This is a genomic window from Sphingobium abikonense NBRC 16140 (assembly GCF_001598335.1).
Classification (GTDB): domain Bacteria; phylum Pseudomonadota; class Alphaproteobacteria; order Sphingomonadales; family Sphingomonadaceae; genus Sphingobium; species Sphingobium abikonense.
The window spans coordinates 12,723-36,902 of the sequence record NZ_BCYT01000017.1 but is presented as its reverse complement, the minus strand read 5'-3'; the positions used below and the strand labels follow the sequence as shown (position 1 = coordinate 36,902).

20 protein-coding genes and 1 tRNA gene are annotated in these 24,180 nt (G+C 63.6%); 10 read left to right on the top strand and 11 right to left on the bottom strand.

Going from position 1 to position 24,180, the window contains the following annotated elements:
* Positions 1-17: 17 nt before the first annotated feature.
* Genes SAB01S_RS14950 through SAB01S_RS14935 form a run of 4 tightly spaced genes read right to left on the bottom strand, consistent with a single transcriptional unit; the run spans position 18 to position 4,896 of the window.
* On the bottom strand, positions 18-734 hold the full coding sequence (locus tag SAB01S_RS14950) for an N-formylglutamate amidohydrolase (protein WP_062733954.1): 717 nt from the start codon (positions 732-734) through the stop codon (positions 18-20).
* Positions 731-1,612 carry a 4-(cytidine 5'-diphospho)-2-C-methyl-D-erythritol kinase gene (locus tag SAB01S_RS14945; RefSeq protein WP_062733953.1) on the bottom strand — a complete coding sequence of 294 codons (882 nt, stop codon included), beginning with the start codon at positions 1,610-1,612 and terminating at the stop codon, positions 731-733. Before SAB01S_RS14945 ends, SAB01S_RS14950 begins: the two co-directional genes overlap by 4 nt.
* Complete coding sequence (locus SAB01S_RS14940) at positions 1,599-3,215, bottom strand: tetratricopeptide repeat protein (RefSeq protein WP_245646498.1); 1,617 nt, start codon at positions 3,213-3,215, stop codon at positions 1,599-1,601. Before SAB01S_RS14940 ends, SAB01S_RS14945 begins: the two co-directional genes overlap by 14 nt.
* 28 nt (positions 3,216-3,243) lie before the next feature.
* A complete protein-coding gene (locus SAB01S_RS14935) occupies positions 3,244-4,896 on the bottom strand; it encodes an electron transfer flavoprotein-ubiquinone oxidoreductase (protein ID WP_062733951.1) in 1,653 nt (550 codons plus the stop codon).
* Between the two features lie 130 nt (positions 4,897-5,026).
* On the opposite strand from SAB01S_RS14935, the gene SAB01S_RS14930 reads away from it, so the two are divergent.
* The 10 genes from SAB01S_RS14930 (at position 5,027) to SAB01S_RS14885 (ending at position 12,534) form a co-directional block, all read left to right on the top strand.
* A complete protein-coding gene (locus SAB01S_RS14930) occupies positions 5,027-5,758 on the top strand; it encodes a uracil-DNA glycosylase family protein (protein WP_062734010.1) in 732 nt (243 codons plus the stop codon).
* Positions 5,755-7,542 carry a lytic transglycosylase domain-containing protein gene (locus tag SAB01S_RS14925; protein WP_062733950.1) on the top strand — a complete coding sequence of 596 codons (1,788 nt, stop codon included), beginning with the start codon at positions 5,755-5,757 and terminating at the stop codon, positions 7,540-7,542. Before SAB01S_RS14930 ends, SAB01S_RS14925 begins: the two co-directional genes overlap by 4 nt.
* Positions 7,542-8,069: a molybdenum cofactor biosynthesis protein B gene (gene moaB / locus SAB01S_RS14920; RefSeq protein ID WP_062733948.1), complete on the top strand. Its 528-nt coding sequence runs from the start codon at positions 7,542-7,544 to the stop codon at positions 8,067-8,069. Before SAB01S_RS14925 ends, moaB begins: the two co-directional genes overlap by 1 nt.
* 75 nt (positions 8,070-8,144) lie before the next feature.
* Entirely contained in the window at positions 8,145-8,909 is a 765-nt protein-coding gene (dapB, locus tag SAB01S_RS14915; protein WP_062733946.1) for a 4-hydroxy-tetrahydrodipicolinate reductase, read from the top strand.
* Complete coding sequence (gene nth / locus SAB01S_RS14910) at positions 8,910-9,617, top strand: endonuclease III (RefSeq protein ID WP_062733944.1); 708 nt, start codon at positions 8,910-8,912, stop codon at positions 9,615-9,617.
* A gap of 52 nt (positions 9,618-9,669) precedes the next feature.
* Positions 9,670-10,056 carry a hypothetical protein gene (locus SAB01S_RS14905; protein WP_062733942.1) on the top strand — a complete coding sequence of 129 codons (387 nt, stop codon included), beginning with the start codon at positions 9,670-9,672 and terminating at the stop codon, positions 10,054-10,056.
* A gap of 73 nt (positions 10,057-10,129) precedes the next feature.
* A tRNA-Arg gene (locus tag SAB01S_RS14900) sits at positions 10,130-10,206 on the top strand.
* 126 nt (positions 10,207-10,332) lie between these two features.
* Positions 10,333-10,698, top strand: coding sequence for a thiol-disulfide oxidoreductase DCC family protein (locus SAB01S_RS14895; RefSeq protein ID WP_062733940.1), 366 nt, complete (start codon positions 10,333-10,335; stop codon positions 10,696-10,698).
* A complete protein-coding gene (locus SAB01S_RS14890; RefSeq protein ID WP_062733939.1) occupies positions 10,695-11,189 on the top strand; it encodes a DUF427 domain-containing protein in 495 nt (164 codons plus the stop codon). The genes SAB01S_RS14895 and SAB01S_RS14890 overlap by 4 nt, the downstream gene beginning before the upstream one ends.
* Positions 11,190-11,193: 4 nt before the next feature.
* Complete coding sequence (locus SAB01S_RS14885; RefSeq protein WP_062733937.1) at positions 11,194-12,534, top strand: ABC1 kinase family protein; 1,341 nt, start codon at positions 11,194-11,196, stop codon at positions 12,532-12,534.
* Between the two features lie 29 nt (positions 12,535-12,563).
* Here the strand turns inward: SAB01S_RS14885 and SAB01S_RS14880 are convergent, their stop codons facing one another.
* From SAB01S_RS14880 to SAB01S_RS14850, 7 genes are all read right to left on the bottom strand, one after another.
* Positions 12,564-13,796: an SGNH/GDSL hydrolase family protein gene (locus SAB01S_RS14880; RefSeq protein ID WP_062733935.1), complete on the bottom strand. Its 1,233-nt coding sequence runs from the start codon at positions 13,794-13,796 to the stop codon at positions 12,564-12,566.
* A gap of 48 nt (positions 13,797-13,844) precedes the next feature.
* On the bottom strand, positions 13,845-15,311 hold the full coding sequence (locus SAB01S_RS14875; protein WP_062733933.1) for a mannitol dehydrogenase family protein: 1,467 nt from the start codon (positions 15,309-15,311) through the stop codon (positions 13,845-13,847).
* Entirely contained in the window at positions 15,308-16,720 is a 1,413-nt protein-coding gene (gene uxaC, locus SAB01S_RS14870; protein ID WP_083951373.1) for a glucuronate isomerase, read from the bottom strand. Before uxaC ends, SAB01S_RS14875 begins: the two co-directional genes overlap by 4 nt.
* On the bottom strand, positions 16,717-18,006 hold the full coding sequence (locus tag SAB01S_RS14865) for an MFS transporter (RefSeq protein WP_062734008.1): 1,290 nt from the start codon (positions 18,004-18,006) through the stop codon (positions 16,717-16,719). The genes uxaC and SAB01S_RS14865 overlap by 4 nt, the downstream gene beginning before the upstream one ends.
* An 87-nt stretch (positions 18,007-18,093) precedes the next feature.
* Positions 18,094-19,305 (bottom strand): D-mannonate dehydratase ManD, encoded by a 1,212-nt coding sequence (manD, locus tag SAB01S_RS14860; RefSeq protein WP_062733929.1) that lies wholly within the window; start codon positions 19,303-19,305, stop codon positions 18,094-18,096.
* A 14-nt stretch (positions 19,306-19,319) separates the two neighbouring features.
* Positions 19,320-21,692 (bottom strand): glycoside hydrolase family 3 N-terminal domain-containing protein, encoded by a 2,373-nt coding sequence (locus SAB01S_RS14855; RefSeq protein ID WP_062733927.1) that lies wholly within the window; start codon positions 21,690-21,692, stop codon positions 19,320-19,322.
* Positions 21,689-24,013 (bottom strand): glycoside hydrolase family 3 N-terminal domain-containing protein, encoded by a 2,325-nt coding sequence (locus SAB01S_RS14850; RefSeq protein WP_245646497.1) that lies wholly within the window; start codon positions 24,011-24,013, stop codon positions 21,689-21,691. Before SAB01S_RS14850 ends, SAB01S_RS14855 begins: the two co-directional genes overlap by 4 nt.
* Positions 24,014-24,180: the final 167 nt, after the last annotated feature.

Sequence of the window (24,180 nt, the reverse complement as noted above, 5' to 3'; positions counted from 1 at the left end):
GCCTGGCCAAGCCCCCCTCATACCAGCCGACCCCGACATTCGAGCAGCACCGGCCCGATCAGCGCCGCAAGTCGCTCCTGACCCGCAGCGTCGGCCACCAGATCCTGCCGCATCTCGATCCCCAGATAGGGAATATCATTGGCTTCGGCATGGCGGTTCATCGTCGCGTTCAGCAGTCGCCCCGAATAAGGCAGCTGGTCGCCAACGATCAGCCCAGCCTGCTCCAGCATCGGGATTGCAATGCGGGCGGCGCGATCATCCTCATTATATAATATGCCGATATCCCAGGGGCGTTTCTGTGCCGGATCGCTCTCCAGCGTCGGCGTAAAGCTGTGCAGCGACAGGATGAAGGGCGACGCCATGCCGTCCAGCAATACGCCTATGGCGTGATGGTAGGGATGGTAGAAACGGATCATCCGTTCAGCGAGGTCGGCATTGCGATTGCCCGGAATGGCATGGCCATCGCTCATCACCGGCAACAGGCCTGGGGCATCCTCTTCACGGTTCAAGTCGATCACCAGGCGCGACACGCCGGCCAGCAATGCGGTGCAGCCCAATTGCCTGGCCAGCAAGGTGCTGACTTCCGCCACGCCGATGTCGATGGCGATATGCTTGCCCAGCAGTGCCGGCTCAATGCCTAGGTCGATATCATCCGGCACATGCGCGGAGGCATGATCGGCGACGATCAGCAGGTCGAGCGACCCGCCGTCGATGCGGGTGAAGGCTTGCGTCATGCGCTCCTTATCCGTGTTTCCATTGTCCACCAGTCGGGTTGCTCGGCGCGGATCGCATCGGCCGCCCGGCCCATGGCCGCGTCATCATCGAATAGGGCAAAGCAGGTCGCCCCCGATCCCGACATCCGCGCGACTGTCAGCCCGGCCCGCCCCTCGAGCGCCGCCAATATATCGGCAATGGCGGGCGCCAGCGCAATCGCCGGCCTTTCCAGATCATTGCGCCCCGCCCCAATCAGCTGGTCGAGGCTGTCGGCGAATAACGGGCCACGATCCTGCCCGTCCCATCCGGAAAAAACGGCGGCGGTGGACACCGCTACGCCGGGGTTGACCAGCAGCATCGGCAAACCTTCCAATCCCGCAACGCCATGCCGCGCCAGATGCTCGCCGCGCCCGCTCACCATCTGGGTCACGCTGGCAACGCAGGCGGGAACATCCGATCCCAGATCCAGAGCCAGCCCCGCCAATTCACCCGCATCTATCCGCGCGTCCCACAGCCGCGCCAGCAGACGCAGCGTCGCGGCAGCATCGGCCGATCCGCCGCCAATGCCCGACGCGACCGGAAGCCTCTTGGTCAGCCGCAATCGCGCGCCCCGTTCCGTGCCCAGATAATCCTGCAAGGCCTTGGCGGCGCGCATGACCAGATTGCCCGATCCGGCATCCAGCCCGTCGGCGAACGGCCCGTCAATCACCAGGTCGATCGCGCCGTCGGCATCCGCCTGCCCCTCCAGCCGATCGCCATGTTCGGCAAAGACGAACAGGCTTTCGAGCGCATGATAGCCATCGCCCCGCCGCGCCCGCACATGCAGGGCGAGGTTGACCTTGGCATAGGCGGTTTCGACCAGCAGATCGGTCGGCGCCTCCAGATCAGGGTGCGGCATATTCAGGCTTCAGTCCCTCACGGCTCTTGGCGGCCAAGCGTTCGGCCACGTCGCCTTCGGCAAAGATAGCCGCCGCATTCCAGGCATAGCGCGCTTCATAGCGCCGGCCGGCGCTCCACAAGGCGTCGCCCAGATGTTCATTGACCGTGGGATCGTCCGGCGCTCCGGCCGCAGCGCGCTCTAGCACCGGGACGGCCGCTTTCACATTCCCGGTCACATATTGCGCCCAGCCCAGCGAATCGGTGATGGAGGGGTCCTGCGGCTTCAACGCGCTGGCCCGTTGGAGCAACGCCAGCGCCTGATCCACATTCCGCCGCCGCTCAATCTGCGCATAGCCCAGATAGTTGAGGATGACCGGTTCGTTGGGGGCAAGCTTTGCTGCCCGCTCCAGCACCGCGAGCGCGGCGTCCCACTGCTCGCCCTGTTCCAGCGCGCTGCCTTCGAACAGCAGCAACGACCATGGCATGGTTTCATCGGTATAGCCCGCTTGCGCGGCACGGAAGGCGGCGGCCGCTCCAGCAAAATCCTTTTCGTCCGCCAGCAATCGGCCAAGCTGCACATGCCGCGCCGCATCCGCGCCGGCCTGTTCTGCTCGGCTGCGCGCCAAGCTGATCGCGCCCGCGCGATCGCCCGCTTCCGCCAGGCTGACGATCAGTTCCGCCTCGCCCAGCGGCCCATACCATTTGTCCTCGGCCGCCTTGCGGGCCTCCGCCACGCCAAAGGCCGGATAGCCTGCGGCGGTGAGCAAGCGGGCGGCGATGATGTGCCCCTCCGCGCTGGCAGGATCGGCAAAGGTCGCGATGCGGGCCAGCCGCATGCCCAAAGCCACGCCCGCCTCATCCGTCGCAATGTCCGCCGCCAGGCGCGACACCAGCCGCGCATAGCCCTGCGCAGGGGACAGCATCGCCCGCTTGCCCTTCGGATATTTCCCACGCTTCAGATCGGAGCGCGCGGCTCCGAAATCGGCCGATCCGTCCGGCAGCATCGTCAGCGCTTCGTCGCGAAAACCGCGCGCGGCCAGCTGACCGGCGAAAGTGAGCCGCAGCGCCGCGCCGTCGCTCCCACCCCGCAAGGCCAAGGCGCGCCGGGCCGCCGGCATCGCTGTTTCCAAATCACCGCGCGCAATCGCTTGCAGCGCAACATGCTCGTCGACATAGCGGCGGGCGAGATTGGCGAACGGATCCGCATCGGAAATGACGGCCGGCGCTGTCCGACCTTCGCCCTGGGCGATCCAACTGCGGATCATGGGCGCCAGGAAGGCGAAATTCCCCTCCTGCTCCAGCCGGTCGGTGGCGCTCGCGGCCGCGGCCCAGTCCCGTTTCTCCAGCGCTTCCCCGATCCACAGCAAGGTCCCGTCGCGCGGCAATATCCCTTCGGCATCCAACATGGTCGCCGCGCGCACCGCCAACGCGTGATCCCCGCTTTCCAGCGCCTGCGCAAAGGACCGGCGGGCGATGGCAATGCTATCAGGATCCAGCGTCATCGCCGCCCGATAATTGGCCACCGCCGCCTGCAACGCTCCATCCCCATCGGCCAGCCGCGCCTGCGCATAGGCATGGAGTGCACTGTCGGGATCAACGGCCGCACCGGCAGGCACCGGCATGGCCAGCAGCGACAGGGGGATGAGACGCTTACATATTGGGATAGTTCGGTCCTCCGCCGCCTTCCGGTACGACCCAGTTGATATTCTGTGTCGGGTCCTTGATATCGCAAGTCTTGCAGTGAACGCAATTCTGCGCGTTGATCTGGAACCGGGGGTCGCCCTCTTCCTCACCCACCACTTCATAGACGCCCGCTGGGCAATAACGCTGCGCCGGCTCGTCATAGAGGGGCAGATTATAGCTGATGGGGATCGCGGGGTCCTTGAGCTGGAGGTGAACCGGCTGATCCTCCTCATGATTGGTGTTGCTCAGGAACACCGATGACAGCCGGTCAAAGCTGATGACGCCATCGGGTTTGGGATAGGCGATGGTCGCGCACTGCTCCTTGCGCCAGATTTTCGTATGATCCGGCTTGTGCTTCATCGTGAAGGGCAGGCCAATCTTGAGCGTGCGCATCCACATGTCGATGCCCGCTAGTAGGGTGCCGATCGTATTGCCGAACTTGGCCAGCAACGGTTCGGCATTCTTGACCAGTTGCAATTCGGTGGCGATCCAGCTGGAGCGCACCCGATCGTCATAAGCGGCCAGAACATCGCTGGCGCGATCCTGCCGGATCGCCTCGAATGCGGTTTCGGCCGCCAGCATGCCCGATTTCATCGCGGTATGCGTGCCCTTGATCCGGGGCACGTTCACGAAACCGGCGGAGCAGCCGATCAGCGCGCCGCCCGGAAAGGCGAGCGTCGGAATGGACTGCCAGCCGCCTTCATTGATGACGCGCGCGCCATAGGAGACGCGGCGGCCACCCTCCAGGAACTGGCGGATTTCCGGATGCTGCTTCCAGCGCTGGAATTCCTCGAACGGATAGAGATGCGGATTGCGATAGCCCAGCCCGACGACGAAGCCCAAAGCCACCTGCCCATTTGCCTGATGATACAGAAACCCGCCGCCATAGGCATCGGTCAGGGGCCAACCCTGGCTGTGGATGACCAGGCCCGGCTGATGCTTGTCTGGATCAATGTCCCACAATTCTTTCATGCCAAGGCCGTAAACCTGCGGCTCGCATTCCGCATCCAGCGCGAACTGGCGCTTCACGATCTTGGTCAGATGACCGCGCGCGCCTTCGGCAAAGAAGGTATATTTGGCGTGAAGCTCAAGGCCGGGCTGATAATCGGGCTTGCGATTGCCTTCCCGGTCGATCCCCATGTCGCCTGTCGCCACGCCCTTCACGCTGCCATCTTCATGATAGAGGATTTCGGCGGCCGCGAAGCCAGGGAAGATTTCGACGCCCAGCCCCTCGGCCTGTTCCGCGAGCCAGCGGCACAGATTGCCGAGCGAACCGGTATAGGTGCCCTTGTTGTGCATCCAGCCCGGCGTCATGAGGTGCGGCATGGTGATTTTGCCGCCCTTGGTCAGGAACCAGTGCCGATTGTCGGTCACAGGCGTGTCGGCCAGACTGCACCCCTGATCGCGCCAGTCCGGCAGAAGTTCGTCAAGCGCCTTGGGATCGATCACCGCACCGGACAGGATATGCGCGCCGATTTCGGACCCTTTCTCCAGCACGCAGACCGCCAGGTCCTGGCCAACCTCATTGGCCAGCTGCTTCAACCGGATCGCGGCGGACAGCCCGGCAGGCCCACCACCCACGATCACGATGTCATAGGGCATCGATTCCCGTTCGCTCATTCATCCCTCCATGGCGCGACCGGCGGGCTGCACCCCGGCTGTCCGATCACCGCGTTAGTCCACCAGTTTGTCATCCATGGCGATGAAGCAGCTTGACCCCCTCGTCAACCTCTGGCCCTAGATGAATGCGATGCGGGGAATATTACAGGATCATGGCGACATTGCCGCCCAGGCCTATCTGACCTGGTGGCAATCGGCCGGCGTGGACAGCGCCGTAGCGGAAGAGCCGGTCAATTGGCTGCGTCCCGCGATTGCGCCGGTTTCCGGGCATGGGACACCTGCTCCAGCGTCCATCGTTACGAGCAAAAAGCCCGAAGACCTGGATTCGTTCCACCACTGGCTCCGGGACGAATCAGCGCATCCCGAACAGCGTTGGCCGGGCCGCGTGATTTCCCCGGCCGGCCCGATCGACGCGCCACTGATGATTGTCACCGACATGCCCGATCCCGCCGATCTGGAGGCCGGTACTCTGCTGGCCGATCGCGCCGGGACATTATGCGACGCGATGTTGCGCGCCATCGGGCTGGATCGAAGCCATATCTATGTCGCGTCCCTCTTCTTCCGTCGTCCGCCCGGCGGCATGGTGGAGGCGGCCGATCTCGCGGCCGCTGCGCAGCGCATGCGCACCCACGTTCATCTCGCCAGGCCCCGCCTCTTGCTGCTGCTTGGGGATCGGACGGTCCGTGCGCTGATGCCGGCCAGCGGTGAGGCTGGGCCGGATAGTTTACGCAACTTTAATCATGATGGCGGCATCGTGCCTGCCGTCGCCACATTCCACCCGCGCCTGCTGCTCAGCCAGCCTGCGGCCAAGGCGGAATGCTGGCGCGCCCTGCAAAGCCTGATCGAGGAAAATCGTCCGTGATTCGAGCCGCGACCCGCCTGTCCTGCCTTGCCATGCTCGCCGCTGCGGGGATCATGTCCACGCCTGCGCGCGCCGAAACGGCGGAGGTACTGCCAGACATGCGGGCCATTGGCGCGGCGGCGTCGCCCTTCGACCTGCGCGATGGTGACAAGGCTCGCTACAGCGCGATCTTCAGTGCGCTGCACGCCGAACGCTGGGCCGAAGCGAAAGCGATGATTCTCGCGCTCGACCCGCAGGATGCTGTGCGCCCGGTCGCCTTGTCCGAACTCTATCTCGCCCGCAATTCCCCGCGCGTCGAGCTGTTCGACCTGCTGGACCTCATCAACAAGGCGGCTTGGCTGCCCAAGGCCGATCAATTGTCTCGGCTGGCGCAAAAGCGGGGCGCGACCATCCTGCCTGCGCTCCCCCAGATTCAGAAGATGGTCTGGCTCGGCTCTGCCCCCCGCCGCCAATATGTTGCGGCGGTCAAGACCGACATGCTGGCGCAGGCGCTGACCGGCAAAATTCAGGGGTTCATCAATGCCGACGATCCGATTGGCGCCGAAGGCCTGCTGGCGACCGGCGAGGCGGGCCTGTCCCCGGAGGGACTGACCGAAGTGCGGCAGCGCGTCGCCTGGGCCTATTATATCGAAAATGACGACAGCAACGCCCGCCGCATGGCCGCCCGCGCACTCGAAACGCGGACCGGCGGCGACTGGACCGTCCAGGCGCACTGGACGACCGGCCTTGCCGCCTGGCGTCAGAATGACTGCCGCGCCGCAGCACCCGCCTTCGCCAATGTCGCCGCGCTGGCCGGCAATAGCGACATGCGCGCCGCCGGCGCATATTGGGCGTCGCGCGCCTACATGGTTTGCGGCGAAGCGGACAAGGTCGAAAATTACCTGAAGCTGGCCGCGCGCTCCGATGAAACCTTTTACGGCCTTCTTGCGCGCGAATCGCTCGGCATGCCCCTGGGTGGCGCGCCGCTTGCCGCGCGTTTCGGCAGCAGCGAATGGCAGAAGCTGAAAGACAGCCCCAACGCCCGCGCCGCTATCGCCCTCGCGGCGATCGGTCAGCAGGATGAAGCTGACGAATTGCTGCGCTATCAGGCGAAGCTGGGCGGCGCAGCGCAATATGACGCCTTGCTGCGCCTCGCCAGCACGCTCAACCTGCCCGCGACGCAGCTATGGCTGGCCCATAACGGCCCGGCCGGCACGCAGCCCGACAGCTTTGCCCGCTTCCCCGCACCCGACTGGCGGCCCGATGGCGGCTGGCGCGTCGATCCCTCGCTCATTTACGCGCATACGCTTCAGGAATCGGGTTTCCGCACCAATGTCGTCAGCAGCGCCGGAGCGCGCGGCCTGATGCAGGTTCGTCCCGGCACCGGCAGCGACATGGGGCTGGCGTCGGCCGATCAACTGTTCATCCCGTCCACCAACATGGAATTTGGCCAGCGCTATCTGGAAAGCCTGCGCGACATGAGCGCGACCGGCGGGCTGCTGCCCAAGGTGATGGCGGCCTATAATGCGGGGCCGCAACCAGTCGAGCGCTGGAACAGCCAGGTCCATGACAAGGGCGATCCGCTGCTGTTCATGGAATCGCTCCCCTATTATGAAACCCGCGCTTATGTGAACATCGTGATGCGCAATTACTGGATGTACCAGATCCAGGCCAAGGGCGCGGCCGAATGCCTGACCGGCATGGCGCAGGGCCTGTGGCCGACCTTCCCCACCGCCAAGGGCATGAAGCTGGTGCGTCTCAGCAAGGCCGATGGACAGGGCAGCATCGGCGGCGGCGCGGACTGATGCCGATCGACGAAAGCCGGCCGTTCCTGCCTGTCCGCATTGCCGTCCTGACCGTCTCCGACACGCGCGGGCCGGCGGAGGATCGTTCGGGCGATACGCTGGTAGAGCGACTGAAAAAGGCGGGACATATTCTCGCTGCCCGCCACATCGAACGCGATGACAAGGAAGCCATCGTGGCCCGGCTGCACGCCTGGATCGACGATTCTCAGGTCGACGTGATCCTCACTACCGGCGGCACGGGCGTGACCGGCCGCGACGTGACGCCCGAGGCCGTGCAGCAGGTGCAGGACAAGGAAATACCCGGTTTTGGCGAGCTGTTCCGCTGGCTGAGCTTCCAGACGATCGGCACCTCCACCATCCAGTCGCGCGCCACCGCCTGTGTTGCGCGCGGCACCTATATCTTCGCCCTGCCCGGCTCGACCGGAGCGGTGAAGGACGCGTGGGACGGTATTCTCGCCAGCCAGCTCGATAGCCGTTTTCGCCCCTGCAATTTCGTCGAATTGATGCCGCGCCTGAACGAGCGATGAGGGCGCACGACCGTGCTGCGTCATGCCCAACCATCCTCTCGACTCCATGCCGCTTCGCCGACTAAGGCAAGCGGCATGACAAGCATCGGAATTTTCGGAGCAGGCGGCCGGATGGGTCGCGCGATCGCCGCCGCCGCCGTGGACGCGGGGCTATCCCTGGCCGGGGGAGCGGACCGCGTGGCGGAAGGCGATATCGCGCCGGGCATCGCCATGACGGATGATCCGTTCGCCTTGGCCGAACGATCAGACATTCTCATCGACTTTTCAGCGCCCGGCGCCCTCTCCGCCCATCTCGACGCCTGCATCGCGGCGCGCAAGCCCATCCTGATCGGCACGACCGGGCTGGAGGCGGTCCACCACGCCCTGATCGACGAGGCAGCGGCGATCATCCCCGTGCTCCAGACCGGCAATACATCGCTTGGCGTCAACCTGCTTGCAGCGTTGGTGGAACAGGCGGCGGCGGGCCTGGGTGACGACTGGGACATTGAAATTGTCGAGATGCACCATCGCCACAAGGTCGATGCCCCGTCGGGCACCGCGCTGCTTCTGGGCGAAGCCGCCGCGCGCGGTCGCGGCATTGACCTGGCGGATCATAGCGAACGCGGACGCGACGGGATCACGGGCGCGCGCCAGGCGGGGGCTATCGGCTTTGCCGCGCTGCGTGGCGGGTCGGTGGCCGGCGACCATCAGGTCATCTTCGCAACCGAAGGGGAGCGGATCGAAATTGGCCATCGTGCGGAAAATCGCGCCATCTTTGCGCGTGGGGCGGTGAAGGGCGCGCTCTGGCTCGCCGGCCAGCCTACCGGACGCTACGACATGAAGGCCGTGCTGGGCCTCTGAATGAACAAGGCGCAGATCTTCGACTTTTTCAGCCGCCTTGCCGAAGCCAATCCCGCGCCGCAGACCGAGCTGGAATATGGCAATGATTTTCAGCTGCTGGTCGCGGTGGTGCTGTCCGCGCAGGCCACGGACGTTGGCGTCAACAAGGCGACCCGCGCGCTATTCCGGGATGTCCATACGCCCCAGCAAATGGTCGACCTCGGCGAAGACGGCCTTAAGCAGCATATCAAGACGATCGGTCTGTTCAACGCGAAGGCAAAGAACGTCATCGCACTGTCGGACATATTGGTCCGCGATTTCGACGGCCAGGTGCCGCAGGATCGCGATACGCTGACGACCCTGCCCGGTGTCGGGCGGAAAACCGCCAATGTCGTCGTGAACACGGCCTTTGGCCAGGAAGCCTTTGCCGTCGACACGCATATTTTCCGCGTCGGTAACCGCACCGGCCTTGCTCCGGGGAAAACTGTGCTGGCCGTCGAGCAGAAGCTCGACAAGCGCGTTCCCGCCCCCTTCCGCCGCGACGCGCATCACTGGCTGATCCTGCATGGTCGCTATGTGTGCAAGGCGCGGCGGCCGGAATGCTGGCGCTGTATCGTGTCGGACCTGTGCCGGTACAAGCCCAAGACGCCCCCGCCTGGCACCCCCACGGGAACCGGCAGCAAGCCCGCCCGTTCTCGTGCCGTTCAGGAGTCTCCTGCCAAGACATGACGGAAGCCCCTGCTCCACGCCGTTGATTCGGTGTGAGATGAGGAGAGAGAGAATGGCCGTCCGCACCCCGATCCAACTATTGTCGGCTTTTGCCATTGTCGCGCTCGCCCAGCCAGCGATCGCCAAGGATAATCCGGACCCCTATGTCGCCAAGGGCGAGCCGGTCGATTGCATCAATATCCGGTCGATCCGCTCATCAACGGTGCGCGACGACCACACGATCGACTTTCAGGTGAACAACCGCAAAATCTACCGCAACACGCTACCCAACAGCTGCCCCAGCCTCGGCTTCGAAAAACGCTTTTCCTACAGCACCAGCATATCGCAGCTCTGCTCGGTCGATATCATCACCGTGCTCTGGAATGTCGGCCCGGGCCTGCAACCGGGTCCAAGCTGCGGGCTGGGGAAATTCCAGCCGATGGAAAAGCCTGCAAAATAAGCTGACGGCACGGTGATTTGACACTGGCACAGCGCGCCAGCCTTTGCTAAGCGCCCCTCCTGACCTGCGTTGCGCACCCATAGCTCAGCTGGATAGAGCGTTGCCCTCCGAAGGCAAAGGCCAGAGGTTCGAATCCTCTTGGGTGCGCCAACTTCCGCATCGCGGTTTCTTCGGACTTGAGAGCGTTGTTCGGATCGCCTGCCTTCACGCGGGTGCAGGACTTCCAGATTTATGCTGCGCCGATGACATCGGGTCTTCGTTTCCTATATAGGCGGGATGGCCGACCTGATCATATGGCATGATGGCGACTGCCCCTTGTGCCGCAAGGAAATTGCCCTCATGCGCCGCCTTGATCGCCGCGGGGCGATTATGTTTGTCGATGCGACGAGCGCGGATAGTGCGGCATGCCCGATTGATCGCGCAGACTTGCTGGAGCGTTTTCATGCCATGGAAAATGGCACGCTGCTGTCCGGCGCGGCGGCTTTCGCAGCCATGTGGCGGGCAATTCCCTTGTTACGACCATTGGGGCTGGCCGCGCGAAATCAGGCGGTCCTGGCCGTGCTGGAACGTTGCTATCGTGTCTTTCTGAGAATCCGCCCTCGCCTGCACAGGCTGGCGGGCGCAAGGCGACAGTGCGCATGAGGCCCTGGCGCGACCCTGTGCAGCCGGGGCAGCAAAGCGTCTGGGACTTTTCGCGTCCTGCAATCTCCCTCCCCTCGACCGCGCATATCGTTATCGACCATGCCGGCACCATCGTCGCGGATAGCCGCCGGGCCATCCGCACGCTCGAAACCAGCCACCCGCCCAGCTATTATATTCCTCCCGACGACATTGCGCCGGGCATCCTGCGTCGTGCGGGCGGCGGCTCTTTTTGTGAGTGGAAGGGCGCAGCCGTCTATTGGGACGTGGTGATCGGCGATATCGTGCTTCCCCGCGTCGGCTGGAGCTATCCCGATCCCAGCCGCGCCTTCGTCATGCTACGCGATCATGTCGCCTTTTATGCGGGGCCATTCGACCGCTGTGCCGTCGATGGCGAAACAGTCACGCCACAGCCAGGCGATTTCTATGGTGGCTGGATCACCAGTCATGTCGCCGGGCCGTTCAAGGGCATTCCAGGCAGCCAGGGATGGTGATCGCATGAGCGATGACAAGGGCAAGGGTTCCGGCCGGTCCGTGCCCAGCGGCAGGCTGCAACGGCTTGGACAATTCGGGCGGCTGGCAGGCGGCCTGGCCGGCGGAATCATCGGCGAAGGCGCACGGCGGCTGGCTGATGGCGAACGTCCGCGCCTGCGCGACATGTTGCTGACGCCGGCCAATGTCGGAAAGGTCGCTGACCGGCTGGCGCATCTGCGCGGGGCGGCCATGAAGCTGGGCCAGATGATATCCATGGACGCGGGCGACTTCTTGCCGCCCGAACTTGCCGATATCATGGCGCGCCTGCGCGACAATGCCCAGCATCTGCCTCCGCCGCAGCTGCAACGGGTGCTGGCGCGCGAATGGGGCGCCGTTTGGCGCACCCGGTTCCGCCAATTCGAACCACGGCCGATCGCCGCCGCTTCGATCGGACAAGTGCATCGCGCCGTCACGCAGGACGGGCGCGAATTGGCGATCAAGGTGCAATATCCCGGTGTTCGTGAAAGCATTGACGCCGATGTGGACAATGTCGCCACGCTCTTGCGCCTGTCAGGCTTGCTCCCGCGCGAAGTCGACATCACCCCTTTGCTTGCTGAAGCCAAGCGCCAATTGGCCGAGGAAGCAGACTATGAACGCGAAGCGCGTCAGATGACCCGGTTCGGGGAATTGCTTGCAGACGTGGATGACGTGGTCGTGCCGCATGTCGATCCAGAGTTCAGCACCGACAGGGTGCTGGCCATGACATTTCTGGCAGGCAAGCCGATCGAAACATTGCAGTCCGCTTCGCAGGCCACGCGCGACAGGGTCATGACCATATTGATCACGCTGGTCCTGCGCGAGCTGTTCGAATTTGGCGTGATGCAGACTGATCCGAACTTCGCCAATTATCGCTATCAGCCCGAAAGCGAACGCTTGATCCTGCTCGACTTCGGGGCCGCGCGGCCGGTCGCACCCGAAACCATGGCCGCCTACCGGACCTTGCTGAAAGCCGGCCTGGCCGGAGATCGCGCCGCCGTCCGCGATGCATTGGTCAACGCAGGCTTCATCGGCGCTGGCGTCGTCACCCGTCATCGTTCCCGGCTGGATGCTATGATCGAGGTCATTATCGGGGAAATGGGCAAGGCCGGATCGTTCGATTTTGGCGACCGCGCGTTCGTCAGCCTTCTGCGCCAACAGGGCGTCGAGATCGCGGCCGATCGGTCCACCTGGCATGTACCGCCGGCCGACACATTATTCGTCCAGCGCAAGATAAGCGGCACCGCCTTGCTGGCGGCCAGGCTGAAAGCGCGAGTGGACGTCCGTGCGATGATCCTGCCGTGGCTGGAAGTCTCTCATCCGCGATAGCAATCCGCCCGCCGTGCCGTGCTGTCCCTTCAATCGAACATCGTGAGCGGCACCGCCTCCCCCATGGCGCGATAGCCGGCGGGCGATGGATGCAGGGCGTCGCCATCATCATAGGCAGGCAGCAACCGCTCCGGCCTGGCGGGGTCACGAATGACCCGGTCAAAGTCGACCACCGCATCGAAATGGCCCGGCGCCCTGATCCAGGCATTGACCGCCTGCCTGTCGGCTTCATTGTCGCGGTCGGCATGATAATAGCCATTGCCGACAAAGGGCATGATCGTTCCACCGATCACCTTTATGCCCTTCGCACGCGCGCGCGCGATGATCTGGCGATAGGCACCGATGATCCGGGTGACATGCGCGGCATGGTCCGCCTTGCTGACGGGCGCCTCGCGCGTCAGCGTTCCCAGATCGTTGATTCCTTCCAGCACGATCAGATGCGTGACCCCCGGTTGCGCCAGCACGTCACGGTCGAGCCGTGCCAGCGCATTGGGGCCAAGCCCGTCATTGAGCAGTCGATTGCCGCCAATCCCCTGATTGACGATGGCGATGCCGCGCCGCTGCGGGTCGGCCTGTAGCCGCTCCGCCAACACATCGGTCCAGCGGTCGTTGCCATTGGTTGTCGATCCCTTGCCGTCGGTGATGGAATCCCCAAGCGCCACGACCAACCGCGCCGGCGTGCAGCGTTCAATCTCCAGCGCGGCCAGGTTGAACCAGTGATCGAAATGCGCAGCGCCTTCCATCCTTTCGTCGCGCAAATGATCGCCCGCCATATGCCAGGATGTCGCGCGCGAACCAGGATGCGATGTCTGTTCCGGCTCTCCGTCATAACGGAGCGAGACGGCGATCGTCTCCAGCGCCTTGGCGGGCATCTCCACCGGGTCGGTCAGATAGTCCGAACCGGCGGGGATAATTACGGCCGCCTGACCATCAAACAGCAGCGGCGTCGATGTGGCCGCGTCAATTGTCGGCGATTGCGACGAATGCGCCCTCGCAATGCTTGCGCCGGCAATGCGCAAGGGCTGCGTCCCGGCGACATTGGAAAATCGCACCCGCATCCGATCGCCAGCGACGGAAGGCCGCACGATCTGACGCAAAGTCTGATCACGTAACGTGCCGGCCGGCAATTCCGCGTCCCCGGTCGGACGGAATTGCGACGACGCCCAAGCGGACACCCAGTTTGGCGAACAATCCCTGGCATGCGCCATCGACGTCGCCGACAGTGCAATTGGCAGCAACAGGGCGGACCAGCGTTTCATCATCGACCTTTCAACAACATCATCAGGCGGAGAAGGCGGGCAAGATGCATCTCATCCGGCAAATCTGGCCAAGGCGGCGCGCGCGCCATGGGTTTCGAGGACGCTCAACCATTGGGTCAACGTCTCCCTCCACACATCATGCTGTGCCAGCGTCGACGGAACGATCGCGCCAAGCCCCAGAATGGCATCGACGCGCGCACCACTGTCATGTGCACCGGACAGCGCCTCGGCGATAGGATGGGCCAATGGATCATCCACTTCATGCCTCGAACCCTGATCATCCACGCCGGCCTGCCAACGGATCCACGCCGCGACCGCGAGTGACAGGGCGTCCACCCCCTGCCCCGCCTCCAACCGGTGCGCTATCGTGGCGAGCAGCCGCTGTGGCAGTTTCTGGCTGCCATCCATGGCTATTTGTCGCGTTCGATGGCGCAGCGTTGGATTGTCAAACCGCGCCATCAGAGCACGGCGATAGGCCGCCACATCCAGTTCCGGTGGCGGCGTCAGCGTCGTTTCCGCCTCATCCCACAGGGCTTCGACAAAAAAGCGGGCTTCGGGCAGCGCCAGCACGTCATGGACATATTCGATCCCCGCCAATCCACCCAGATATGCGATACCGCTATGCGCACCGTTCAACAGGCGCAGCTTGGCCTCTTCCCACGGCGCAACCGCAGCCGTGACCTGAACGCCCGCCCCGAAGGCTGGACGCGGGCCGCAAAACCAGTCCTGGATCACCCATTGCAGGAACGGCTCGGTCTTGACCATCGCCTGATCCTCGACACCCAGACGTTCGGCCAGCGCGGCGATATCGTCGGCCGTTGTGGCGGGCACAATCCTGTCCACCATCGTTTCGGGAAAAGCGCCCTCCGCCTCGATCCATTCCGCCAGCGCGGGGTCATGCCGTTGCGCCAGCGCAAGGACCGCACCGCGCAGGCGCTGCCCATTATGCGGCAAATTGTCGCAGCTGATCGCAGTGAAGGGCGCGAGCCCAGCCTCCTTGCGCAATGCCAGGGCCGCGACGAGATAGCCCGGCGCGGTCTGTGGCGCGTGCAAGGAAAGCAGGTCGGCGGCAACCTGCGGGTCATCTTCCATAAGGGAGCCAGTGGCCGGGTCGAGCTTGTACCCCTTCTCGGTCACGGTCAGCGTGACGATATGCGTATCGGGCGACACCAGCGCCGCCAGCAGTGCCCGAGGGTCCTCCGGTGCGACGATCACTTGGCGGACCGCACCGATCACCTGTGCAAGATCCGCCCGTCCATCCCGCACCAGCATGGTATAAAGGCCATCCTGCGGCATCATCTGGTCGCGCACGCCGGGCGATCGTAAGGATGCGGCGATGATACCCCACCGCAAATCGCCGGCATTGAGTGCATCTTCAAATATGGCAGCCTGATGCGCGCGATGGAATGCGCCAATGCCCAGATGGACCACGCCCGCCCTGACTGCCGCACGGTCATAGGTCGGGCGCTCCACATCAACGGGCAACGATGCCAGACTGTCAGACGACAGCCGCATCATAATTTGTACGCCTTTTTCGCCAGATCATAGGCCAGGGCGTGCGCAACCTCGAACGCTTCATCCTCCTCCAGACGATGTTCGGCGACCAGTTGCGCCAGCCAGCCGCAATCCATCCGTCGGGCAACGTCATGGCGCGCCGGGATCGACAAAAAAGCGCGCGTGTCGTCGTTGAAGCCCACGCTGTTATAAAATCCGGCCGTTTCAGTCATCCGTTCGCGAAAGCGGCGCATGCCTTCGGGGCTGTCATTGAACCACCATGGCGGCCCCAGACGCAGCGCGGGATAATGCCCAGCCAAAGGAGCCAACTCGCGCGAGTAGACGTCCTCGTCGAGTGTGAAGAGGATGAGCGTCAAGCGCGGATCATTGCCATATAGGTCCAGCAGCGGTTTGAGAGCGGCGACAAATTCACCGGCGGTGGGAATGTCCGCCCCCTTGTCCCGGCCAAATCGCGTGCGCACGGCGTCATTATGATTGCGATGCACGCCGGGATGCAATTGCATCACCATGCCATCCTCAATCGACATGCGCGCCATCTGTACCAGCATATGCCCGCGAAACAGCTCGGCCTCCCGCGCGCTCACGGGCCCGCTTGTCACCTTGGTGAACAGGGCTTCGGCATCTTGCGGAGACAGGTGCACGGTGAAGGCGCTGGGATGACCATGGTCGGTCGATGTCGCGCCCGCCGCGCGGAAATCGGCGCGGCGTTTTTCATGCGCGCGCAGGTAGCCGGCATAGCTGACATCCTCGCCCGTCATCGCGCAAAAGTGGCGCACATTGTCGATGAACTTCGGATCATCGGGATCTAGCACAGGGTCGGGGCGGTAGGCGGTCACGACCTTGCCGCGCCAACCGGACTCACGGATGGCGCGATGATGGTCGAGCGGATCGAGCGGCCCCTCGGTCGTCGCGATCACTTCGATATTATAGCGTTCAAACAACGCGCGCGGTCGGAAGGCATCGGTCGCAAGCGCGGCATCGATCACATCATAATAATGATCCGCCGTCCCCGACTCCAGCCGCACGTCAATGCCGAATGCCTCGGCGAACACCCAGTCGAGCCACAAGCGCGAGGGGGTCCCGCGAAACAGGGGGTAGCGCTCGGCAAAGCGACGCCAGATCGCGCGTGGATCACTCGCAGTCGGACTGCCATCAATCGTTGGTACGCCTAGGTCCTCCAGCGGCACCCCCTGGCTGTAGAGCATACGAAATACATAATGGTCAGGTATGATCAGCAATTCAGCCGGATTGGCGAAGGGCTGATCATAAGCGAACCAGCGCGGATCGGTGTGGCCGTGCGGGCTGATGATCGGCAGGTCCTTGACCGACGCATAAAGCCGCCGCGCAATGTCCCGCATCACAGGGTCGGACGGGAACAGGCGGTCGGGATGTAGACGCAGGGTTTTGGTCAAGATGAAGCTCCTTGGCCGGGCGTGACATCGGCGACAACGACCTGATAGCGCGGAATGATGAGGTGAATGGTCAGAAGGGCGACCAGATAGGCGCAGGAGGCAACCAGGAAGATCGGGCCGTAACTGCCAACCGTTTCCAGAATGACGCCGGCGAATTTTGCCATCAGCATGCCGCCGATCGCACCGGACAATCCGCCGAGGCCCACCACGGACCCCGCCATCCACCGCGGAAAGACATCTCCTGGAAGAGCATAGAGATTGGCCGAAAATCCCTGATGCCCAGCGCAGGCGAGGCCGATCAACGCGACCGCCACCCACATGCTGGGCGCGTGCGCGGCGAAGGCGATCGGCACTGCGCAAAGCGCGGCGAGGAACATGGCCGTCTTGCGCGACCGATTGACGCTCCAGCCCCGGCCCATGAACCGTGATGAGGCCCAACCCCCCGCGACCGATCCCACATCCGCAAGCAAATAGACGGCGATCAAGGGCGGGCCGAAGTCCAGCATCTTGACGCCATATTGCTTGTTGAAAAAGTCCGGCAGCCAGAACAGGAACGTCCACCAGACCGGGTCGATGAGGAAGCGGCCCGCCATATAGGCCCAGGTCTGCCGGTGACTGAAGAGGGTCGCCCATTTGACCGGCCGCTGTTCTTCGACCGGATCAGTTTCGATCCAGGCCAGCTCTTGTGCGCTGAGGCCCTTCTTCTCGCGCGGCCGACGGTAGAAGCCGAGCCACGCCGCCAACCAGATAACCGTCAGCAATCCGGTCAGGATGAAGGCCCAGCGCCACCCCAAGGTCACGGCAATGACCGGCACCACCAGAGGGGTCAGGATCGCGCCGACATTGGACCCGGCGTTGAAGATGCCGATCGCCAGCGCGCGCTCCTTCTTGGGGAACCATTCATTGGTCGCGGCGATCGCGGCGGGAAAGGTGCCCGCCTCACCGATCGCCAAAGGAATACGCGCCAGCAACATGCCAGCAGTCGACGTGAAAAAGACATGCGCGACATGGCCGATGGTCCAGAGCGAAACGGCCAGCGCATAACCCGCGCGCGCCCCGATGCGGTCGATCAATCGCCCGAATGCGACATAGGCGATGCCATAGCCCGCCTGAAACCAGATGGCCAAGTCAGCATAGCCGCTTTCGCTCCAGCCGTAGCGCGCCTGTAAATCGGGCTTGAGCGTCGGCAGGACCAGCCGGTCGATATAGCTGAGCACCACCGCTGCAAAAAGCAACGCGCAGACGATCCAGCGGACTTTCCCCGATGGCTTGGGAATGGTGGCCATCTCATTCTCCTTGGGCGGTGCGATCATGACAGGAGCGATGAATGCGGGCGGCGTGCAGGCCGCCCGCATCGGCGCCGCCTTGGCGCATCACCAATTAAACATGGTTCCGTCTTCCAGCCGGTTTACCGGCAGAAACGCGCGCTTATATTCGTATCCGGCCGCCAGTTCCTCGTCGATGTCGACGCCCAGACCCGGCTGATCGCCCGGATGCATCATGCCGTCCGCGAACGTATATGCGTGAGGGAAGACCGCGTCGGTTTCCGGGGTATGGCGCATATATTCCTGGATGCCGAAGTTCGGCACGCTGAGGTCAAAATGCAGCGCTGCGGCCATGCACACCGGCGACAGGTCCGTCGCGCCATGGCAACCGGTGCGGATTTGGTACAGGTCCGCCAATGCCGCGATGCGGCGCAGGTGAGTGATGCCGCCGGCGTGGACCACGGTGGCGCGGATATAGTCGATCAACTGGTTCTGGATCAGATCCTTGGCGTCCCAGATCGAATTGAAGATTTCCCCCACGGCCAGCGGTGCGGTCGTATGCTGGCGGATCAGGCGGAACGCTTCCTGATTTTCGGCCGGGGTCGCGTCTTCCAGCCAGAAGGGGCGGTAAGGCTCCAGGTCCCTGCCCAGCCGCCCGGCTTCGATCGGCGTCAGGCGGTGGTGGATGTCGTGCAGCAAATGCACGTCCCAGCCCAGTGCCTCGCGCGCCGCCTTGAACAGTTCCGGCACCACCCGCATATATTTGCTGGTGTTCCACACATTTTCGGTCGGCAGGTCGGCGTCGGCCGGCTCATAGAAATATTTGTCCTTCGACACGCCATAGGTCGACGCCATGCCCGGCACGCCGCATTGCAGGCGGATCGCCTTATAGCCTTGCGCCTGATATTCCAACGCGACCTTGACGGTATCCTCGACCGTGGTGCCGTTGGCGTGACCATAGACCATCACGCCTTCGCGGCTCGCCCCGCCCAGCAATTGATACACCGGCAGGCCCGCAATCTTGCCCTTGATATCCCACAAGGCCATGTCGACCGCCGCGATCGCGGTCATGGTGACGGGACCACGCCGCCAATAGGCGCCCTTGTAGAGATATTGCCATATATCCTCGATCCGGTGGGCATCGCGCCCGATCAGGCAGGGAATGACATGATCGGTCAGATAGCTGGCAACCGCCAGTTCACGGCCGTTGAGCGTGGCGTCGCCAAGGCCGTAGATGCCCTCATCCGTGATGATCTTGAGCGTGACGAAGTTGCGACCAGGGCAGGTGATGATAACCTTGGCATCGATAATCTTGGGCATGCGGGCAGTCCTGTTCAGATGATTTCGAGCGTTACGGATTGAAGGGTTTCGCTGTCAGGTCCGACCATGATGTCGAAAAGGCCGGGTTCGACCACTTCCTCCATGTCGAGATTCCAAAGCGCGAAGGCGTCGGGGCCTAGGGGGATACGCACCGTCCTGCTTTCGCCCGGCGCGAGGGTGACGCGCTCAAATCCCTTCAATTCCTTGATCGGACGCGTCACGCTGGCGGTCTGGTCATGGACATAGGCCTGCACGACTTCATTGCCCTGTCGATCGCCGACATTTTGCACATCGACCTCGACCACCACGCTTCCCCCCGTGCCGATCCGCTCCGACGAAAGCCTGGGCTTTCCAATGGTGAAGCGGGTATAGCTCAGTCCGAAACCGAAGGGGAAAAGCGGCGATATATCCTCGAACACGTAGCCGCGCCGGGCGCTTGGCTTGCGGTTGTAGAAAATAGGCACCTGTCCCGCATCGCGCGCCACTGTCACGGGCAGCTTCGCGCCGGGATTGACGTCCCCGAACAGGATGTCCGCCATCGCGGTGCCGCCCTCTTGTCCCGGATACCAGCATTCCAGCAAGGCATTGCAGCCATCCACGACTGCCGGGTAGCTTGGCGGGCGGCCATTGATCGCGCAGACGATCACGGGTTTGCCGGTGGCCTTCATGGCGGCGAACAGGTCATTCTGCTCGCCCACCAGGTCCAGGCTGGTGCGATCACCCAGATGGTTCTTCGCAAACCCTTCGCGGCTGGTCTGTTCGGTGTCGCCGATCGCCAGGATAATGACATCCGAGCTCTTGGCGACCTCGACCGCCTCGGCAATCAGATCGCGGTTCTTCTGCGGATCCGCCAGCAGCACCTCGTCCACGGACCGGTCCTCGCTTTGCGTGATGAAAACGCCCTGGGCGTGGACCACCTCTGCCCTGCCAGAGAGCTTGGCTCTCACGCCATCCAGCAGCGACACCGTTTGCCGCGGGATGGAGGAATAGCCGCCCAGACGGGCAATGGCCGCATTCGGCCCGATGACGGCAACCCGCCGATGCGCTCCGGCGGTCAGCGGCAATGTCCCGTCATTCTTCAGGAGGGCAATGGACCGATGTGCAGCCTTCAGCGCCAGCGCGCGCGCTTCTGCGTTGCCGGTCAATGCGTCCCAGTCCCGCCGCGGCCAGGGATTTTCGAACAAGCCTGCGCGCACCTTGAGCGTCAACATGCGCCGCGCGGCAAGATCGACGGCCTCAAGCGGCACTTTACCGCTGCGAACCTGCTCGACCAGTGTGCGAAAACCGATGCCGTCGGGCAATTCGCAATCGACGCCGGCGCGCAGCGCAGCCCGCGCCGCTGCTTCCAGATCAGGCTGGACATGATGGATGGTGTCGAGTTCCGGCACGGCGCCATAGTCGCTCACCACGGCCCCGTCGAAATGCCACTCGCCGCGCAATATGTCGCCTAGCAGCCACCTGTTCTGGTGCGAGGGCACACCGTCTATCTCGTTATAGCTGGGCATCACCGCGGCAATGCCGGTGCGCCTCACCACCGCGCGGAAAGGCGGGAAGAAATTTTCTCGCAACTCGCGCTGGCTGATCGGCGCCGGCGCGATATTCTCGCCACTTTGCGGCTGACCATGGCCCGTCATATGCTTGAGCGTGGCCATCACCTTGTCGGGCCCGATCTGCTTGCTCTCACCTTGCAGGCCCAGCACCGCGGCCACGCCCATCTCGCCGCACAGATAGGGGTCCTCGCCAAATGTCTCCTCGATCCGCCCCCAACGCGGATCACGCGCAATGTCCACCACTGGCGACAGCGCCAGATGGACACCGCGCGCCCGCACTTCGCGCGCAATCACGGATTGGACGTCCCGCATCAGCTCGCGGTCAAAGCTGCCCGCCATGCCAATGGCCATGGGGAACATGGTGGCGTCGGTCGCCATATAGCCATGCAGCGATTCTTCGTGAAACAGGACCGGGATGCCCAGCCGGGTTTCCCTGATCGCCCAGGTTTGGACCGCTTCGATAAAATCGACCGTATCCTTCGGCGTGCGCCAGCGCGCGCCCACGCCCCCGGCCTGCGTCGATCCGTTGGGCGCGCCGCGCCGGTCGGACGGTCGCGTGATCTGGCCAAAGCTTGCGGGATAGGCGGCACTCGCTTTCGCCGGTGAGAAAGTCAGATCATCCATGATCTCCGCCTTCGTCGCCCAGAGCGCGATGATCTGGCCGACCTTCTCCTCCAGCGTCATCCGGCTCAAAAGATCATTCACGCGTAGGTCGACCGGTGCGCTTGCGTCCTTGTACAGCGGCCCGGACTTTTTGGCCGCCGCCGGGACCGCCGCAGCCAGCGATGTCGACGCCATCAGCCCCAGCGCCTGTCGGCGCGCAAAACCGACGCTCATGGCGTCACCGTCAGCGTCGTCGACTGCAACGCGACCGAACTGTTGCCGGTCATGATTTCAAACTCGCCCGGTTCGACGACGCGGTGCATCTTGTCATTCCACATTTGCAGGCTTTCAGGCGTGATGGTGAACTGAACCGTGCGGGTTTCGCCGGGTTTGAGCGACACGCGCTCAAATCCCTTCAATTCCTTGATTGGCCGGGTGACCGAACTCACCTTGTCATGGATATAAAGCTGGACGACCTCGTCGCCTTCGCGTGCGCCATCGTTGCGGACACTTACGGTCACGCTGGTCGTGCCGCCCGGCCCGATCCTGGCCTGCGCCAGACGCGGCGGAGACAAGGTGAAGCTTGTATAGCTCAGGCCATAACCAAAGGGATAGAGCGGCGCATTCGTATCGAACAGATAGCCGCGATGCGCGCTGGGCTTCACATTGTAGAAGGCCGGCAATTGCCCGACCGATCGCGGCACGGTGACTGGCAACTTGCCGCCCGGGTTGACATCGCCAAACAGCACGTCGGCAACGGCATGGCCGCCCTGCTCGCCCAGATACCAGCCCTCCAGTAAGGCATTGGCCTCTTCGCTCACCTTGACGGTCGAGGCGGGCCGGCCATTGATGAGGACGACGGTGATCGGCTTGCCCAGCGCCTTGAGGGCGTCAAAAAGCTCCTGTTGCTCGCCGACAAGGTCCAGGCTTGGCCGGTCGCCCAGATGGTTGGCCGCCCAGCCCTCCCGACTCGATTGTTCGGTATCGCCAAGCGTCAGCACGATGCGATCCACGTTCCGGGCCGCCTCCACCGCCTGCGCAATCAAGCGGCGATTTTCCGCCGGATCAGCCTTGTCGACCTTGTCCGCCCACCAGTCGTCATCTTCCGTAATCTTCACGCCCTGCGCGAAGACGATCCGTGCGCGATCGCCGACCTTGGCCTTGATACCATCCAGAATGGAAACGACGTGCGGCGGCTGGCCATAATAGCCGCCGAGACGCGCCACTGCCGCACTTGGCCCGATTACCGCGATCGATCCTTCGGGCTTCAACGGCAGGATGCCGTCATTCTTCAGCAGCGTGATCGACCGCTGCGCCGCCCGTCGCGCGAGCGCGCGCGCCTCCGCATCATTGGTCAGCGCCACCGCCTGCGCGGCATCGGCATAGGGATGTTCGAACAGCCCAGCTTGAAATTTCAGGGCCAGCATGCGCCGCACCGCCTGATCAACCTCAGCCTCGCTTACCTTGCCCGCGCGTACTTGCTCTCCCAGCGTGCCATAGGACAGGCCATCGGGCAGATCCGCGTCCACGCCCGCATCCAAAGCCCGCCGCGCGGCCTCATCCAGGCTGCCGGCGACATGATGAATGCTCATAAGCTGATCGACGCCGGAATAGTCGGACACGACCGCACCGCGAAATCCCCACTCCCCGCGCAACACGTCACCCAACAGCCAGCGGTTCATGTGGCTGGGCACGCCGTCAATCTCGTTATAGCTGGCCATGACCGCGTTTATGCCGGTGCGCTTCACGACCTGCTCGAACGGCGGAAAGAAATTTTCGCGCAGTTCGCGTTCCGAAATCGGCGCAGGCCCGACATTGGTGCCGCTTTCGGGCTGGCCGTGGCCGGTAAGATGCTTGAGCGTCGCAAACACCTTGCCGGGGCGCAGGTCATGCGATCGCCCCTCGCCCTGCAAGCCTTCCACCGCGGCGACGCCCATTTCGCTCACCAGATAGGGGTCCTCCCCATAGGTTTCCTCGATCCGCCCCCAGCGCGGGTCGCGAGCGATATCGACCACAGGGGAAAGGACCATCGGCACGCCGCGCACGCGTATCTCGCGCGCGATCACGCTGTTCACCTGCCTGACGAGACCTGGATCCCAGGAGGACGCCAGCGCTATCGACTGCGGAAAGCTCGTGGCGCCGACCGCCGCGTAACCATGCAGGCCCTCTTCATGAAACAGGATGGGAATGCCAAGGCGCGTCTGCGTCACTGCCCATTTCTGCAAGGCATTGACCAACGCGACGGTCTGGCGAGGGTCGCGCCCGCGGGCGACGCGAGGGCTGACCGCGCCCTTGGCGTCGGACGGCCGTGTAAAATGGCCCAGACCATGTGGATAGCGCGCCGCTAACTTCGCCGGGTCGATCTGCAGTCGATCATCAAAAATCTGGGTCTTGCTTTCCCAAACGGTCGTGATCTGAGCGATCTTTTCATCCAGCGTCATCCGACCGATCAAATCGTCGACCCGCGCCTCAATCGGTTGGGAAGCATCCTTATATATTGGCCGCTGATCCTGCGCCGCGCGCGCGACTTCCACCGGCGTGAGCGGTAATACCATCGCAATTGCCAACAAGGATGCCGCACCCAAGATCTTGCAGTTACGGATCACCTGGCCCTCCCCTTTTTACCGCTCGAGGCGATTTTCGCTTGCAGCTTGTCAACTGATAACGCTACCATCGCGACAGAAGACGGGCTTGTCAATGCAGTTCCTGCCAGTGACCCGCC

What these genes read in the sequence shown, in the direction of transcription:
- SAB01S_RS14950 (WP_062733954.1), bottom strand. Translation starts at nt 734, where the DNA reads ATGACGCAAGCCTTCACCCGCATCGACGGCGGGTCGCTCGACCTGCTG.
- SAB01S_RS14945 (WP_062733953.1), bottom strand. Translation starts at nt 1,612, where the DNA reads ATGCCGCACCCTGATCTGGAGGCGCCGACCGATCTGCTGGTCGAAACC.
- SAB01S_RS14940 (WP_245646498.1), bottom strand. Translation starts at nt 3,215, where the DNA reads ATGCCGGTGCCTGCCGGTGCGGCCGTTGATCCCGACAGTGCACTCCAT.
- SAB01S_RS14935 (WP_062733951.1), bottom strand. Translation starts at nt 4,896, where the DNA reads ATGAGCGAACGGGAATCGATGCCCTATGACATCGTGATCGTGGGTGGT.
- SAB01S_RS14930 (WP_062734010.1), top strand. Translation starts at nt 5,027, where the DNA reads ATGCGGGGAATATTACAGGATCATGGCGACATTGCCGCCCAGGCCTAT.
- moaB (WP_062733948.1), top strand. Translation starts at nt 7,542, where the DNA reads ATGCCGATCGACGAAAGCCGGCCGTTCCTGCCTGTCCGCATTGCCGTC.
- dapB (WP_062733946.1), top strand. Translation starts at nt 8,145, where the DNA reads ATGACAAGCATCGGAATTTTCGGAGCAGGCGGCCGGATGGGTCGCGCG.
- nth (WP_062733944.1), top strand. Translation starts at nt 8,910, where the DNA reads ATGAACAAGGCGCAGATCTTCGACTTTTTCAGCCGCCTTGCCGAAGCC.
- SAB01S_RS14905 (WP_062733942.1), top strand. Translation starts at nt 9,670, where the DNA reads ATGGCCGTCCGCACCCCGATCCAACTATTGTCGGCTTTTGCCATTGTC.
- SAB01S_RS14895 (WP_062733940.1), top strand. Translation starts at nt 10,333, where the DNA reads ATGGCCGACCTGATCATATGGCATGATGGCGACTGCCCCTTGTGCCGC.
- SAB01S_RS14890 (WP_062733939.1), top strand. Translation starts at nt 10,695, where the DNA reads ATGAGGCCCTGGCGCGACCCTGTGCAGCCGGGGCAGCAAAGCGTCTGG.
- SAB01S_RS14885 (WP_062733937.1), top strand. Translation starts at nt 11,194, where the DNA reads ATGAGCGATGACAAGGGCAAGGGTTCCGGCCGGTCCGTGCCCAGCGGC.
- SAB01S_RS14880 (WP_062733935.1), bottom strand. Translation starts at nt 13,796, where the DNA reads ATGATGAAACGCTGGTCCGCCCTGTTGCTGCCAATTGCACTGTCGGCG.
- SAB01S_RS14875 (WP_062733933.1), bottom strand. Translation starts at nt 15,311, where the DNA reads ATGATGCGGCTGTCGTCTGACAGTCTGGCATCGTTGCCCGTTGATGTG.
- SAB01S_RS14865 (WP_062734008.1), bottom strand. Translation starts at nt 18,006, where the DNA reads ATGGCCACCATTCCCAAGCCATCGGGGAAAGTCCGCTGGATCGTCTGC.
- manD (WP_062733929.1), bottom strand. Translation starts at nt 19,305, where the DNA reads ATGCCCAAGATTATCGATGCCAAGGTTATCATCACCTGCCCTGGTCGC.
- SAB01S_RS14855 (WP_062733927.1), bottom strand. Translation starts at nt 21,692, where the DNA reads ATGAGCGTCGGTTTTGCGCGCCGACAGGCGCTGGGGCTGATGGCGTCG.
- SAB01S_RS14850 (WP_245646497.1), bottom strand. Translation starts at nt 24,013, where the DNA reads ATGGTATTACCGCTCACGCCGGTGGAAGTCGCGCGCGCGGCGCAGGAT.